At 60.5% G+C, this 15,015-nt stretch carries 10 protein-coding genes and 1 pseudogene; 5 read left to right on the top strand and 6 right to left on the bottom strand.

Features of this window, described 5'->3' with window-relative positions; all coding sequences use genetic code 11:
- Window positions 1-221: 221 nt before the first annotated feature.
- On the top strand, window positions 222-1,046 hold the full coding sequence (locus FF124_RS14610; RefSeq protein WP_138749229.1) for a DNA adenine methylase: 825 nt from the start codon (window positions 222-224) through the stop codon (window positions 1,044-1,046).
- Window positions 1,047-1,549: 503 nt separating this feature from the next.
- Here the strand turns inward: FF124_RS14610 and FF124_RS14605 are convergent.
- The 5 genes and pseudogenes from FF124_RS14605 to FF124_RS14585 form a co-directional block, all read right to left on the bottom strand.
- The gene (locus tag FF124_RS14605; protein WP_138749211.1) at window positions 1,550-2,788 is read right to left on the bottom strand and encodes an HlyD family secretion protein; all 1,239 of its coding nucleotides are present in this window, start codon (window positions 2,786-2,788) and stop codon (window positions 1,550-1,552) included.
- The gene (locus FF124_RS14600) at window positions 2,781-3,254 is read right to left on the bottom strand and encodes a hypothetical protein (protein ID WP_138749210.1); all 474 of its coding nucleotides are present in this window, start codon (window positions 3,252-3,254) and stop codon (window positions 2,781-2,783) included. The genes FF124_RS14605 and FF124_RS14600 overlap by 8 nt, the downstream gene beginning before the upstream one ends.
- A 781-nt stretch (window positions 3,255-4,035) precedes the next feature.
- Window positions 4,036-4,755 carry a carbonic anhydrase gene (locus FF124_RS14595; RefSeq protein ID WP_138749209.1) on the bottom strand — a complete coding sequence of 240 codons (720 nt, stop codon included), beginning with the start codon at window positions 4,753-4,755 and terminating at the stop codon, window positions 4,036-4,038.
- Window positions 4,756-5,204: 449 nt separating this feature from the next.
- Window positions 5,205-5,378, bottom strand: a pseudogene (locus FF124_RS21050) (IS481 family transposase); the annotation flags it as partial.
- 181 nt (window positions 5,379-5,559) lie between these two features.
- Window positions 5,560-5,907, bottom strand: coding sequence for a phosphoheptose isomerase family protein (locus FF124_RS14585; RefSeq protein WP_138749208.1), 348 nt, complete (start codon window positions 5,905-5,907; stop codon window positions 5,560-5,562).
- Between the two features lie 253 nt (window positions 5,908-6,160).
- Here FF124_RS14585 and FF124_RS14580 point away from each other — a divergent pair, with 253 nt between their 5' ends.
- Window positions 6,161-7,246 (top strand): CehA/McbA family metallohydrolase, encoded by a 1,086-nt coding sequence (locus FF124_RS14580; protein ID WP_138749207.1) that lies wholly within the window; start codon window positions 6,161-6,163, stop codon window positions 7,244-7,246.
- A gap of 15 nt (window positions 7,247-7,261) precedes the next feature.
- On the opposite strand, the gene pglB is transcribed toward FF124_RS14580, so the two are convergent.
- A complete protein-coding gene (pglB, locus tag FF124_RS14575; RefSeq protein WP_138749206.1) occupies window positions 7,262-8,581 on the bottom strand; it encodes a polygalacturonase PglB in 1,320 nt (439 codons plus the stop codon).
- Between the two features lie 156 nt (window positions 8,582-8,737).
- Between pglB and FF124_RS14570 the strand changes: the two genes are divergently transcribed.
- The 3 genes from FF124_RS14570 to FF124_RS14560 all read left to right on the top strand — a co-directional run bounded on the left by FF124_RS14570 (window position 8,738) and on the right by FF124_RS14560 (window position 14,998).
- Entirely contained in the window at window positions 8,738-11,836 is a 3,099-nt protein-coding gene (locus tag FF124_RS14570; protein WP_187326947.1) for an alpha-mannosidase, read from the top strand.
- Between the two features lie 24 nt (window positions 11,837-11,860).
- Window positions 11,861-12,925 (top strand): LacI family DNA-binding transcriptional regulator, encoded by a 1,065-nt coding sequence (locus FF124_RS14565; RefSeq protein WP_138749205.1) that lies wholly within the window; start codon window positions 11,861-11,863, stop codon window positions 12,923-12,925.
- 252 nt (window positions 12,926-13,177) lie between these two features.
- On the top strand, window positions 13,178-14,998 hold the full coding sequence (locus FF124_RS14560; RefSeq protein ID WP_246072449.1) for an ABC transporter substrate-binding protein: 1,821 nt from the start codon (window positions 13,178-13,180) through the stop codon (window positions 14,996-14,998).
- Window positions 14,999-15,015 lie beyond the last annotated feature (17 nt).

The raw sequence follows: 15,015 nt of genomic DNA, 5'->3' as shown, positions 1-15,015 counted from the left end.
TGTAGGAAAGCTCAAGCGCTTCAAACGGGTGGCTCTGCGCTGCGAGAAAACCAAACGCAACTTTTCAGCCATCGTGTCAATCGCTGCAGCATTCAACCTCATCAAATCCGTCCACACAGCCTAGTCCCGCCCGGTAAGCACTACGAATCCTCACCGCACCCGGTTGCCTGCGCAGGCGACGCGGTGTGTGGCAGATTCGGACATATCCCACAATGCAAGGAATGATCTCGGTGCGGCCCGTCTCGCCGCCGGCCGCCTATCTTGGCGGCAAGAAACGTCTCGCCAAGCGCGTTTCCTCCATCATCGAACAGACGCCGCACGATCTCTATGCCGAGCCCTTTGTCGGCATGGGCGGCGTGTTCTTCCGTCGTTCGCTCGCTGCCCGCTGCGAAGTCATCAACGACTATTCCGGTGACGTGATCACGCTGTTCCGGATCCTGCAGCGGCACTATCCGCAGTTCATGGAAGTGATGAAATTCCAGCTCACCTCGAGGCGGGAGTTTGAGCGGCTTGCAGCCACAGATCCGGCAACGCTCACCGACCTCGAGCGTTCCGCCCGCTTTCTCTATCTCCAGCGCTTGGCCTTCGGCGGCAAGATCATGGGCCGCAGCTTTGGTGTCGAACGTCACGGGCCGGCCCGCTTCGACCTGACCCGGCTGGGGCCGATCCTGGAAGAGGTGCACGAACGCCTCTCCGGCGTCGTCATCGAAAACCTCGACTGGCGCGCCTTCATCGATCGCTATGACAGGGAAGGGGCTTTGTTCTACCTCGACCCGCCCTATTTTGGCTGCGAGAGGGATTACAGCAGGGACAGCTTCAAGCGTGCCGACTTCTCCGAAATGGCGGAGCGGCTTGCGGGCATCAAGGGGCGGTTCATCCTGTCGCTGAATGACCGGCCGGAGGTGCGGGAGATTTTCTCGGCCTTTGAGTTCGCCGATGTGAAGCTCGACTACACGATCGGCAGCGGTGAGCAGAAGGCTGTGGGCGAGGTGATCATAGTTGATCGCTCTGATGATACGCAAGAACGGAACTACCCTCTGTTCTGACGCGCGAATAGGTTATAGGAATTCTGGCCAATCTGGTTTACACGACCTACAAAAAGTCCAATGTTTCTGCGAAGAGCGGTTTACAGCTAGATTGTCCAAAGCCCCTGTGCTCAAAGGGATTCGTCGTGGCCTTCTAAGCCGACGGTCGCAGGTTCGAATCCTGCAGGGGTCGCCAAATTTTTCAATTTGCCGATGAAGCATAAGAATGCACGAAATCGCCATTTCTCGTGCACCCCCGAGGGAAGAAGAATTCTTGGACTGGCCCTTTTTTTCAAAAAATATAATTGATTCAGTTATTTGATGTAAATTTGGTTCAGCGTTTTCTGGGAATCTGGGCTCTGCGCCACCGCCCGCAATACGGAGCCGCCGAATTCAAAACTGATCGCCAAATTTTGATGTTGTCGCGCGTCGAGTTCGAACGGCGCAAAACATGAACACCGGAGGCCTTCGGAAAACCCGGGGCGGTTCCGATTAAGCTGCCTTTTCCTGAGGTGATCCAGAGTTCAATGTCCTCCCGACAGCACGAGTTGATTGACCGGCAGGAGTATCACCTCGAGCCTCAGCAAAGCGGCATGCAGGATGCCGACCGTGTCGATCATGTGCAAAAGCAGGCTTTGTCCAAGGCCTATTCCGGGATCCTTATACTTTTCGTAATTGCTGGTGTAGACATTGGCGATACAGGCGCTGCCCGGCGGGATCGACGCGGCCTGCCCATCATAAAGAGGGCGAAGCCGCACGATGACCGTGCCGGGGTTGCCGTTGCGATCATTCACGTCCATCAGTGAATCGGACGGGCGGAATTGCCCTGCTGCAATCACATCTTGAACGCGGTCGACAACGACAGGAATGATCTTAAATGGCTGGGTTGCGCATGCCAGCTCGCCGATCATGCCGGGATGGATGACCTGTGCCGTCAACTGTCCGAACCCGGCCACAAAGACCCCCTCTTCCTGGTCCCGGGGCACGAGGATGCCCGCAGGCCGCACGAACGGGTTGACCACATCGCCGGGTCGCAGCTGGAACTGCTGGATATTGCCGGCAATACCCGCCCTGACGCTGCGTTGGTCGAGCGCGACTTCCGCCTCTTGCAATGCTGCCTCGGCGCCTGCCTTCTGGGTGGGCAGCAGGGTTTCGATGCGCGCCTCGACCGCGCGCCGATTTGCAAGGGCGACGTCCAGCGCGCTCTGTTTCTCCGAAACGCTGCTCTGAAGCGCATCAATGACCCTTTGGGCCACGGCATCCGCATTTCTCTGCTGGAGACCCAGATTGCGATCCAGTTCGATCCGGGCGTGATCAAGCGCGCTTTGCGCCTGCTCAACCGTGGCTCGCGCCGCCTCGAGTTCCTGCTCGGCGACGGCCTGCTGGGCTTCGACCTCGGCAACCTTCTCACGCGCCGCGTTTACCGCTGCCTGCTGTTGCCGGTCGTCCAAGGTGAAGATCACGTCTCCGGCCTCGACCGTATCCCCGGTTTTCACATAAACTTCGGTCACCCGGCCGGGGGTGTCCGGCAGAATCGAGACCGTGCGGAAGTAGGAGGACACGGTCGTCGACGTCGGATGGTAGAAGAAAACCGTTGTGATCAGCAGTATCGTCAGCACGGTGCAGCCGGTAATGCCCCAGCGCAGTTCATACCAGACGGTAAAAAGGTTGATCTCGCGACCGAGGCGCTTGCCTTGCTTGTAGCGACGATAGAGGAAATCGGGCAGAATTGTAAAAAGGGAGCAGAACAGCAGTTCAAGCATGACCGTCGCCCTCCTTCTTCGACGGCTCGGCAGGCGTTTCGGCTGATGGAGCGACATCCTCGGTCGGCGTGGCTTCGGGCTGATCCTTTTCCTCGCTTTGCGGAACGTCCGCCTCGCGCAGGTCCCGGCCATGGGCAATTCGGTGCAGCGAGTGTGCTATCGAATTGATGGGCGTAAGGAAGTCAGGAACGCGTACGGCAACGATCAGAAGCGCGGCAATCCAGAATATGTTGTTGTGGGTGAATAAGGACAAAAGCGCGAGAACGCCCACGAGCTGCAACTGAAAGGCGTTGCTGCTGTGCGCCATCCGCTCAGGCAAGGCGTGCAGATAAAGATAGAACACGCCGATCAGAACAACGCCGACAAGCGCCAGAATGATGATCCCGATCATGAGACCGTCTGTCTGTCCCGGACCTGTGATATAGAACGGCAGGTGCCCAACCTGCTCAGGTGCTTGCGTTTCCATCCCCAACCTCGCTGTGTCCCTTGATCCCCACGGACCATGCCTTGCGAAAGCGACCGCGCTATCCCCCCAGGATACGCGCCCTCGATTACCCTAGCCGAACTGCTTCGGCCAAGCCAGTCGCCAAATGCGCCTTGTCAAGATAGCATGTGATTTCCCGGGCATCGGGATCATATGCAGGAGATACTCAAAACCGCAGCGAAAGCCCGATGATCGGCCCTTCCTCCACGACGTTGAAGACGAAACCATCGCTGTTGTAATCGACCCCGAGGGCGCGGCATCAGGCAACCGCTGAAGTTGTAGCTGTGAATTCTCAGCGCAAGAAAGCATTTCGCATTCTGGCGAGTTGAACAGGCCGGTGAAGCGGACTCCTCGCCGGCCTGTTCTCCGCCCGGTCCCGGCGGCTGAAGCCGCCAAGGCTGCAAACGGCGGGTCACAGTCGCCAAACATGGTCCCGTCCGGTAAGCACGCTGGAACCTCACCGCGCCCGGTTGCCTGCGCAGGCGGTACGCTGTGTGGCAGGTCAGTCCCGAATACCAGAAAATCAGGCAGATCGGCCGGGGGGCTACATCCTCGCCGCCGCCATGGCCGGAACCGGGTTCGGCGTGTGGCTCTCCGATGGATTGATGCAGGTCCTGAAGGCGCTGAAGGGTGGGTGACGGGAATTGTCGAGACCTTCGATATGTCTTGGGGTTTCGCCTGGATCACAAAATGCCGGCAAATGAACCCGGTTTGGGGGGGCATGCCGAGCCCACCAAATGGATAGGCCCGGCATGTCAAGTGCTTACAAGAAGGTCACGACACCCGTGGCGATGTCGTAGACGCCGGCAGCGGACTTGATCTTTCCGTTGGCTGCAAAATCGGCCAGGATCGGGCCGGTTGCGACGGCTTTTTCCGCGTTGATGATTGCGTTTTGAGCCGTAGCGGCTTCAAGCATGTTCTCCGGATTGTCACCGATCACGTCATAGACAGCCGGGCGGATTGCGTTCACGAGGCTCGGCAAGTGGCCGGGCGGCAGTTCATTGTCTTCTATCGACGTGATCGTGGCGCTGATTGCGCCGCAACTGGTGTGGCCGAGCACCAGAACGGCCTGAATGCCGAGCACGGCGGTGGCGAATTCAAGGCTTGCTATGCCGTCTTCATTGAGAAAATTGCCGGCAACCCTGACGACAAACAGATCACCGGGAGCCTGATCGAAGATCAGTTCCGGAATCACACGTGAGTCAGAACAGGCGACGACAGCGGCAAAGGGCTGCTGACCCTGTGAGCGACTGTATCGCCCGGCCGAGTGGTCGATATTGTTCGGCGTTCCTTCCACATAGCGCTTGTTGCCATCCACGAGGCGCTGCAATGCCTCGTCCGGCGAGGCCGGCGGAGCCATCGGGGCGCCGCCGGTTTCCTGAGCGAATGCGCTTGATACGAAGGGAAGCGCGAGCGAAGCAGCAGCGCCGCCCCTGAGCAGATTGCGCCGCGTTACGGTTTTGTCCTTACAAGCCTGACACATGATATCCTCCTCCAAACCCCAAGAACCTTTGCACCCTGCGGATTCATTAGGGAGAGCGAATATACGTCGCGGCGACGGGCAAGGCTATTAAATTTAGCAGTCCTGTCAAAACGGCTGAACGCCAAACCCGTCACGGCCGGGACCGGGTTCAGCGTGTGGCTTTTCGTCGGGTTGATGCAGGTGTCGAAGGGTGGGTGAAGATTGGACATCATCTCTCGCTCAGATTTTCCTCTTCGGCCGAGCGACCGGATCAGTCCATTGAAAAAAAACTTACTCTCAAAGATCGGACCATAGCTGAGCCGTGCGGTTATCACGAAAACGCCCGGAAACCCCTATATTCTTTGGGGCTCCTCGTGGCCTTCTAAGCCGATGGTCGCAGGTTCGGATCCTGCAGGGGGCGCCAATCTTTTCATGTACAGCGCGAATACGAAAATAACAGTTTGTAGCCAAGACATGGGTGACAACCTCGCCCCGAATGGGTTGTCGATGGTTTGCAGGGTTCTCTGTTCCAAATCGATATATCCCAGATCATAGCGCATGAAGCCGATCAGCCAAATGCCATGGTCGATCTCCTTTATGCCGGGTTTGTGACCGGCGAGCACGGTCGAGATATTGGTCTTCTTCCAAAAGGCGAGCAACACATCGCAGACGCTCCTCCATGTCCGAACTTTTTCTCCAAGGCATCGATACCTCCCGCAAAGCGAAAAGTGTTACCCATGTCTCCGGTTCGTTTGGTCACCGATGTCGCGGACCGCTCAATCAGTGACCAAAGAAGATGTCGCGAAACATCTCGTATTCGGCCTGCTAAGGGCCGCGCCGGCCATCGGGCTTGTCGAACATGAGCGGTGGTGAATGCGGGTGGGCGTGACATGCCTGCCTGAAATTGGCGTATCGGGCCGACGCTGGAGGATAGCCCGGCCCGAAGTCCTGGCCCGTGGCGCGGGCCTCGATCTCGACGCGGTTCCAGACATTGAAGAAGAGGGCGATCACAGACAAGGAGACGGCGCGCGCGGCCTCGTATTCCGAGGCATAGACGACATTCGCAGCGTTGCCGGATTGCGAGATGGCGTCGAGCAGGTCTTCGAGGCGCCCTTTTCGCCACATGCTTTCCTGTTGGCGGTGCCAGGCCCCCATCATCATCATGTCGGCCATCGGCCCTTGACCGGTCACCGGCGGTTCCGTCGCCTTCATTCGGGAGGGAGCCCGCTGTCATCTTCCGATTTGTAGCACTTACGCGCCTCCAACGAACCGCATCGTCCACAGCTCGTTTCGCCTGAACCCGGTTCCGGGATGGAAAAACATCGGGAAGCCAGATTATCATCGCCGCCTGCAATGAGGTGTAGCCTGCGCCCAAGGTGACGCCTGTGCATCTTCGTGCGATATTGAAGAGGAGGGAACCGCCGCAGTGGCATTGAACAGTTCAGGGTTTGACGGGAAGGGCGTCTGGCTGAAGGGGGATTGGCACCTGCATTCCTGCCACAGCGCCGATTCGACCAACAATCCGGTCGGGAAGATCATTGGCTTTGCCGAGCGCCTCGGCTTCGACTATCTGACGATCACGGATCACGACGTCCATGTGGAGGGCGATGTCGCCGGCCATACCTGGTCGGATCCGGCCTATCGCTCCGACCGCCTGCTTCTGCTCTATGGCGCCGAGCTTACCGCGCCGCGCGGCCATGTGAACCTTTACGGCAGCGAGCCCTATGACCACCAGCGCTTCTTCGACCACCGCAATGCGCGGGACTGGGATCTCACGGCCTTGAAGAGGGCGAGCGATGTTCACTGGTCCGCGAACCATCCCGTCACCAGCAACCACTACGGTTTTTCCTTCGATCTTGCCGATTCCATCGAGGTCTGGAACGGGCCGATGTGGCCGAAGAACGCAGCCAATGTGCGCGTCTGGGACAATATGCTTCTGTCCGGGCGGATGATCGGCGCGCGCGGCGGCTCGGATGCCCATCATGGCGTTGCCGACCGACCGGAGCGCGCCACCAGATGGACGCCGGAAGCGACGATGAACTATGTGGGAACGCCGACGACCTGGGTTTTTGTCCGGGAGCGCAGCGGCGACGCGCTGCTCGAGGCGCTTGCGGCGGGCCGGACATGCGTCTGCGCCAATCCATTCAATCCGCGTGTCGAGCTTGTCGCCGATACGGGCGGCGGCGATGAAATGATGATGGGCGACAATGCAAGGGCCGAGGGCAGGACGGTCTCATTCGAGGTCCGTCTGTCCGAAGGCGGGCCGGAAGAGGCGGAATACTCGGTCAGGATCATCAAGAACCGCGAGACCTTCGCGACCCTTCCCATCGACCCGGCGACCCGCACCGCGCGCTTTACCGATACGCCCGCGGCGGGCGAACGGAGCTACTACCGCGCGGAGGTGGACGGACCGCAGGCCGCCTATGCCGATGTGCCCGGTTCCATGGCGCTGTCCGCCGACAAGGTCGCGCTCTCCAATCCGCTCTATTTCAACTATGACCCGGGTTTCTGAGCGCCCACTCCGCCCTCAATCAACGGTCACGGCGTTCGGGCTGAAGCCCGCCGGCAGCGGCTTGGGTCGATCGATTTCAATATGCTGAAGGCTGAGGCCCTTAACGTTGTGGGAAAAGACGGCGGGCATGCCGCCGGGGTAATCGACAAGGCCGATTACCCGGCCGTCAGCACCCTTGCGCCAGGCATTGGCGCGGCCTTCCGACGCCGGCGCTTCCGCAAGGTCGGCAGGCGTCGGCCGAAGGTCGTAGCAGAGTGCCGTGCCGTAGGCGCCCGGCCTCTGGTGGAGCGCCACAGTGCGCATCTCGATGTTCTCGATGCCGCCTCTACGTTCGCAATAGAGATTGATCGCGCCCTCCATAGACCCCGAAATGTTTTCGATGATGACGCCGCTGATCCTGCCTGCGGGCCTTGTTTCCGGACGGCGGTCGACCAGGTTTATCGTCAGCGCTTCGCCCGAGCCCCAGAAGCCGGGCGGCGTTTCGCGGCAATCCAGGCTGATATCCGAGAAGCGGACGTTTTCGACCGCTCCGCCGTCGCGCGAGAAGATGCCGAGGCCGCGATTGGAGGCGATCACTTCGCAATTCCGGAAGGTGATATCGCGAAAGTCACCGAAAGATTCGGTGCCGATTTTCAGGGCGCATGAGTGTGAGCGCACGCGGCAGTCGGCGACTTCGATCCGCTCGCACGCGCCGACGACGGTTCCGTCAGGCCGGCAGGAGGTCTTCAGCACAACGCCGTCATCAGCGGTTGAAATATCGCATCGCCTGACCGTGACGTCGCGGCAGCCGTCGATCACGATCCCGTCCGTATTCGGCATGTCGAGCGCATTTTCCACGCTGACGTTGTCAATCGAAAGGCCCTCGCAGTTGACGAAGTGAAGCGTCCACATCGGCGAGTCGGTCACGCTGAATTCGGACAGGGTCACCTGCGTGCAACTGTCGAGAACCAGCAGGCGGGGGCGGTGAGCCGCGGGAATGAGCGTTCCCATTTCAGCATCCTTGCCCGTTGCAAAATGCTTCCCGCCGCAGACCATGCGTCCCTTGCCGGTGATCGCGATGTCGCTGGCATCCGTGGCCGAGATCATCGCCCGGTCGCTGCCCTCGGCCACGACGCGCACCGGATGGGCGGCATAGGCGTCATAGTCCGGAAGAAACTGCAGCACGGCGCCATCCTCGAGGCGCAGCTCAACGTTCGAAATCAGCCTCAATCCACCGCAAATGTGGGTTCCGGCCTCCAGGACAACGGCCACCGGCGTTTTCGCGGCTTCATCGATGGCGCTCTGGATGCGGGACGTGGCATCGCCGGCGGACGCCGGAATACGAATTTCCTGCACTGTCTACTCCCAAAAAAAATTTCATGACTCTCAACGCATTCAGGGAGTCGGAACTGGACAAGAGCGAAATTATTTGCAATTTTCAACCAAAATTTCTACCGAAAATGCAAAAAAGAAAAGCAATGGCAGTGTAAAAAATTTCATTGCTTTGCAGGGATGGAGGACATTCTGGCCAACTATTCGAAGATCTTTCATCTCGTGGAACTGCTTTCGGAGCGGATTTTCACGCCGACGGAAACCACCGTCGATCTCCGTTACCGCCAGGCGCCGCCTTCGACGCGGGCGCGTATGCTGCAAGGGCCGCATGAAGACTGGACGCCGGTGACGCCCGACACCGTCTGGGGCGAGCCGCAGAGCTATTTCTGGTTTGCCGGCAGCGTGCTGATACCCGATGCCCTCGCGGGCAAAAGGATCTGCCTTGGCATCGAGGCGATGTTCGGGCGGGTGATGGGGCGCTCCGATCCGCAATGCCTCGTGCGCGTCAATGGCGAGATCGTCCAGGGCGCGGATTACAATCACCGCGAAATCCTTCTGACTGACCGGGCGCACGGCGGCGAGCGTTTCGACATCATGATCGAGGCCGGCACGATCGAGAATCGCCGGCAGCTCGGTTTTGCCGGCAGGCTTCTTGTCCACGACCTTGAGGCCGAGGCGCTCTATTACGATCTGCGCGCGCCGCTCGATGTGGCCAAGCATCTCGACATCAACGATCATCGCCGGGATTTTATCCTGAAGACCGTCTACCGGGCAATCAATGCCGTGGATTTCAGACCCGGAAACCCCGGTCGCCTTGCCGAAAGCCTGAAAGCGGCAAGCGCGATCGCGGAGCGGATCTATACGGCCGGCGATACCGAGATCGCCCCGCTCATCACCGTCACCGGTCACACCCATATCGATGTCGCATGGCTCTGGCGCATCCGCGAGACGCGGCAGAAGATGGCGCGGTCCATGGCGACGGCGCTCTCTTTGATGCGGGAATATCCGGAATATCGGTTCATGTATAATCAGGGCCTGCTACTCGATTATCTGGAACAGGACTATCCGGCGCTTTTCGCCGGCATCCGGGATCAGCAACGGGAGGGGCGGTTCGAGATCGAGGGCGCGCTCTGGCTGGAGCCCGACGCCAACATCACCTCCGGCGAATCGCTGGTCCGGCATGTGTTGCGCGGGGTCCGCTATCACGTCGAGAAATTCGGCGTGCGGCCGCGCATCCTGTGGCTGCCGGACACCTTCGGCTATTCCGCCGCCATTCCGCAGATCATGAAGCTCGCCGGGCTGACGGTCTTCGTCACCCATAAGCTTTCCTGGAACGACACCAACCGCATGCCGGGCGAGGTGTTTTTCTGGCAGGGGATCGACGGCACGCGCGCGCCGACCTATTTCCTCACCACGCAGCCGGCCGACAGCACCTCCATCGGGACGACCTATTGTCCGGATCTGAAGGCGAGCCATGTGATGGGCGCCTGGCGGCGCTATGCCCAGAAGGAGACCAATGACGAATTGTTCCTCGTCTATGGCTTTGGGGATGGCGGCGGCGGGCCGACGCGGGAGATGCTGGAGCATATCCGCCGGATGGAGCGCGGCATTCCGGGGTGCCCGCGCGTGTCGCAGGGCTTCATGGGGCCGGTGCTCGAACGGATCGTCGGACGAATGCATGAAAGCCCGAAGGAGTATCCGGTCTGGGTCGGGGAGCTTTATCTGGAATTCCATCGCGGCACCTTCACCTCCGTCGCCAAGGTGAAGCGCAACAACCGTCGGGCGGAAGCCATGCTTCGGGAGCTGGAAGCGCTTGCGAGCCTGGCGTGGTTTTTCGCCGGCATCGATTACCCCGAGGCCGAGCTTGCCGCGCTCTGGGATATCGCGCTTCTCAACCAGTTTCACGATATCCTTCCGGGATCCTCGATCGGCCTCGTGTTTGATGATAGCGATGAGGACTATTCAAGCTTCTTCAGCCGTGCGGAGGCGTTGCGGCAACGCTTGGCGTCGCGCGTCGCGGGCGAGGGTGAGACGCTTCTGGTCAACCCTTTCGCGAGCCCGAGGGGCGGGCTGGTCAGGATCGCGTCGGAGGAGCCCGTCAGGCTTGGCGATCGCCGTTCGCAGATCCTGGTATCGGCAGACGGGACGCGGTCGCAGGCGGTTCCTGTCGATGCGCTTCCCGGGCTTGGCGCCGTGCGTCTGACGCTCGGTGAAGTTTCGGAGGAAGCCGGAGGAGACGGCGGGCTCGCGGTGGCTTCGAACCGGCTCGAAAACGCGCATCTTCGTGCCGAATTTGACCCCGACGGGCGGCTTGTGTCGCTCTTCGACAAGCAGAGCGGGCGCGAGTGCCTGACAGGCATTGCCAACCGGTTGCAGGCCTATCGGGACTTTCCCGAACAGTTTGACGCCTGGGATATCGATCGCACCTTCGAGGATCAGGTCTTCGAGATCGATGACCTCGTGAGCGTCGAGATCGTCGAGACCGGCCCCTATCGGGCGGCGCTGCGCTTCGAATGGCGCTACGAGGCCTCGCGCATCGTCGAGGTCGTTTCACTCGAAGCGGGAGGCCGGGTGCTGGAGTTCGACAGTTTCATCGACTGGCGCGAGCACAATACGATGGTGAAGGCCGCCTTTCCGCTGGCCGTCCGCACCGCGGATTGCGATGCCGAGATCCAGTTCGGTCACGTCACCCGGCCGACCCATGCGAACACGAGTTGGGACCAGGCCCGGTTCGAAAGCCCGATGCATCGCTGGGTCTCGCTTTGCGAAGACGGCTTCGGCGTGGCGCTGCTCAATGACTGCAAGTACGGCTATGACGCCCGCGACACGACGATCCGGCTGACGCTGCTGCGGTCTCCGACCTATCCCTGGCCCGAGGCGGATCAGGGCGAGCACCGTTTCCGTTACGGCATCATGCCGCATGACGGGCTCGGCTCCGTTTCCCTTGCCGCCGAGGCCTTCAATCACCCTTTGACGCCGGTCGCCGGCAGCGGCGATGGTTCCAATGCGAAGCTTACGCCGCCGTTTTCTGTCGACAACGACGCGATCGCCGTCGAATCGGTCAAGCGCGCCGAGGATGGCGGCGGGCTGGTGGTGCGGCTCTGGGAACGGCGCGGCGCGCGCCAGGCGGCGCGGCTCTCGTTGGATCCCGGCATCGCAAAGGTGAGGGAGGTCGATCTGCTCGAGGAGGCGATTGTCGACCTTTCTCCCGAAGCGGGTATTCTGGCGCTCGGTTTTGCCCCGTTCGAGATCAAGACACTGAAGCTGGAACGGGAATGAGAAAGTACGCCGGGGGGAGCTGATATGGCCAAGGGCGAAAAGGTCGGCATGCGGGAGGTCTCCGAACGGGCCGGCGTGGCGATTTCGACCGTGTCGCATGTGATGAACGGCACGGCGCCGATTTCGGAGGAGGTGCGCGAACGCGTGCTGGAGGCCGCCCGGGAACTCGGCTATCTGGCGCGGCGCTCCGCCAGGGCTTCAATCAATGCGGTCAACAGGGCGCTTCTCGCAGTGCCGGAGGACGCCCTGCCGGACAGCGACGTCAACCTCGTCTCATGGACGATCCTCAACGCACTGACGCGCGACTGCGAGGCGCGCGGCGTGCGCCTGGTGCCGCATACGCTGCGTCGGGATGATCCGGTCGAGCAGGTGGGGGCGGAGGCCCGCGCCGCCAGGGCGGACGGGATCATCGTCATCAATGATGATCGAAGCGCGCTTCTCGATGCGATCGGACGTTCGGGGATCCCGGCCGTGCTGATCAACGGCGAAGACCCGAACATGCATATCGACAGCGTTACGCCGGGTAACCGCTTCGCCGCCCTGAAGGCGACGCGGCTGATCCTGGACAAGGGGCATCGCAGGGTCGTTCATCTGACATGGGCCGGGCGCAAGACGGTGGAGCGCCGCCTTGACGGATTTCTCGACGCATTTCGCGATCGCGACCTGCCGCTTTCCGATGCGCTCGTCATCAGGGCCGAAGGCTTTGAGCCGCGGCACGGCGAGGCGGCGGTGAAAGCCTGGCTTGAGGCCCACCCCGACCGGGACGGCGCAACCGCGCTGTTCTGCGCCGCCGACAATCTCGCCTTCGGCGCCATGCGCGCGCTGAAGCAGGCCGGGCTCCGCGTTCCGGAGGATATCTCCGTCATGGGGTTCGACGGCGTGGCGCTCGGCGAACTCCACAGTCCGCCGCTCACCACCGTCAGCGTGCCGCTCGAGCAGTTCGGGCGCGCGGCGCTTGACCTCCTGGAAGCGCGCGCCAAGAGCGGGCAGGCGCCGCGCGCCGCCCACCGCCTGGAACTCGGATGCGATCTCGTCCTTCGCGAGAGCATCGCGCCGGCGATATCCCAACCGCCTCAGAACATTGAATAAAAATATTTTCATGAACTGAAATGGAATGCATTTCGCTTTCATGGAATTTTTTTATTGATAACTGCGACATTCCCTTGCTAAAAAGGGTGCAGAAATTGGGGAGAGGCAGGCAAATGATGTGTTTGCTGTGCCATTTCATTTTTCGATGGGAGGAATTCAATGCAAAAAATTTTACGATCTGGGGCGCTTACGCTCGCACTCATGTCAAGCGTGGCCATTCCGCAGGCCGCAAATGCTTTCCAGGAATCGCCGATGCTGAAGGCCATGGTCGATGCAGGCGAGCTTCCGCCGGTCGATGAGCGTCTGCCGGCAAAACCCTCCGTCGTCGATGCCGTCGAGGTGGGTGAGTATGGCGGCGTGTGGCACCGGGCCTATCGCGGCCCCGGCGACCGCTGGGGTCCGACCAAGCTGCTGGAGGAGCGCGTTCTGAAATACGTGCCCGACTCCGAGGGCAACATCACGCTGGTGCCCGCCTATATCGAGAGCTACGCGGTCAACGAGGATTCCACCGAGTTCACCTTTACCCTGCTCGAGGGGCTGAAATGGTCCGATGGCGAGCCGGTGACCACCGAAGATGTCGAGTTCTGGTACAAGGATGTCTTCCTCAACAAGGCGCTCACGCCGACGATCGACCCGACCTTCTCGCCGGGCGGCGAGCCGATGAAGCTTGAGGTCAAGGATGACCGCACCTTCACCGTCAGTTTCGCCCAGCCCTATGTCTATTTCCTGAATATCCTGGCGAAGGATTCGACCGGCGAGCCAAGCCTGGATCGCCCCTCCTTCCTGTTTCCGAAACACTATCTGAGCCAGTACAACGATCATTACGCCAGCGCCGACGATCTCGCCAAGGCGGCAGAGGAATTCGGCGTGCAGCGCTGGAGCGATCTCTGGGGCTCCAAGGGGCCGGTTACCTCATGGTGGCAGAACCCGGACCTGCCGGTGATCACCGCGTGGAAGATTGAGACGCCCGCGCCGGGCAATGTCGTCTCCATGGTGCGCAACCCGTATTACTGGGCCGTCGATCAGGAGGGCAACCAGCTTCCCTATATCGACCGCATCGAGCATCGTCTTTTCGAGGCGGCGGATTCGTTCAACCTGATGATCGTTCAGGGCCAGATCGACATGCAGATGCGCTACGTCAACTCGAGCGATTTCACCTTCTACAAGGAGAACGAGGAGAAGGGCGGTTACCATGTCGGCACCTGGAAATCGGCCAATGTCTGGTCGTTCGTTCCCAACCTCAACGTTCAGGACGAACAGCTGAACAAGCTTTTCTCCAACAAGGATTTCCGCCACGCGCTTTCCGTCGGTATTGATCGCGAAACGATCAACGAACTCGGTTTTTCCGGTCTCGGCGAGGCCCGTTCGGTGTCGCCGATTTCCGGCTCGCCCTATTTCAATCCCGAGTGGGAAACGCACTGGACGGAATATGATCCCGATCTTGCCAACGAGCTTCTGGATCAGATCGGCCTGAGCGAGCGTGATGATGACGACTTCCGCCTGCTTCCGAACGGCCAGCGGCTGCAGATCGTGGTCGAGGCCTATCAGGATTTCGCATCGCCCATCCTGGAAATTGCCGCCGACTATTATAGCGATATCGGCATCGAGCTCCTGCCGCGTATCATCGATCGCACCCAGTGGGACGACAACCGCGACAACAACAATTTCCAGATACAGTATACGCCCGTTGACCGCCTCTCGGTCGTCTCCGCCGACCCGCGCAATATTATGGGCAATGACAGCTATGCCCAGCAATACTACGCCTGGTACGAGACCGACGGTGAAGCCGGTATCGAGCCGCCGCAGGACGCGGTGATCCGCCAGATATGGGCGGACTGGGAGAAGGCGTCCGTCGCCGGATCCATGGAAGAAGCCGATGCTGCGCTCAACAAGATGATCGGCGCCTTCGTCGACGAAGGCTATGTCATCGGTCTGGTCGGCGAGGTGTCCATCCCGGTCATCGTGAAGAACGACTTCATGAATGTTCGCAACGGGCTTGTCGAAGACGACATCACCCGCGGCGTCGGCCTCGGACAGACCCAGCAGTTCTGGATCGACCAGAGCACGCAGTAAACGACAGGCAAAGCTCC

Source organism: Martelella lutilitoris, from assembly GCF_005924265.1.
GTDB classification, from domain to species: Bacteria; Pseudomonadota; Alphaproteobacteria; order Rhizobiales; family Rhizobiaceae; genus Martelella; species Martelella lutilitoris.
The sequence above is the reverse complement of the archived record's forward strand: the minus strand, read 5'-3'. Positions and strand labels throughout refer to the sequence as shown.

What these genes read in the sequence shown, in the direction of transcription:
- FF124_RS14585 (WP_138749208.1), bottom strand. Translation starts at nt 5,907, where the DNA reads ATGGCCGACATGATGATGATGGGGGCCTGGCACCGCCAACAGGAAAGC.
- FF124_RS14595 (WP_138749209.1), bottom strand. Translation starts at nt 4,755, where the DNA reads ATGTGTCAGGCTTGTAAGGACAAAACCGTAACGCGGCGCAATCTGCTC.
- FF124_RS14565 (WP_138749205.1), top strand. Translation starts at nt 11,861, where the DNA reads ATGGCCAAGGGCGAAAAGGTCGGCATGCGGGAGGTCTCCGAACGGGCC.
- FF124_RS14605 (WP_138749211.1), bottom strand. Translation starts at nt 2,788, where the DNA reads ATGCTTGAACTGCTGTTCTGCTCCCTTTTTACAATTCTGCCCGATTTC.
- FF124_RS14560 (WP_246072449.1), top strand. Translation starts at nt 13,178, where the DNA reads ATGCTGAAGGCCATGGTCGATGCAGGCGAGCTTCCGCCGGTCGATGAG.
- FF124_RS14570 (WP_187326947.1), top strand. Translation starts at nt 8,738, where the DNA reads ATGGAGGACATTCTGGCCAACTATTCGAAGATCTTTCATCTCGTGGAA.
- FF124_RS14600 (WP_138749210.1), bottom strand. Translation starts at nt 3,254, where the DNA reads ATGGAAACGCAAGCACCTGAGCAGGTTGGGCACCTGCCGTTCTATATC.
- FF124_RS14610 (WP_138749229.1), top strand. Translation starts at nt 222, where the DNA reads ATGATCTCGGTGCGGCCCGTCTCGCCGCCGGCCGCCTATCTTGGCGGC.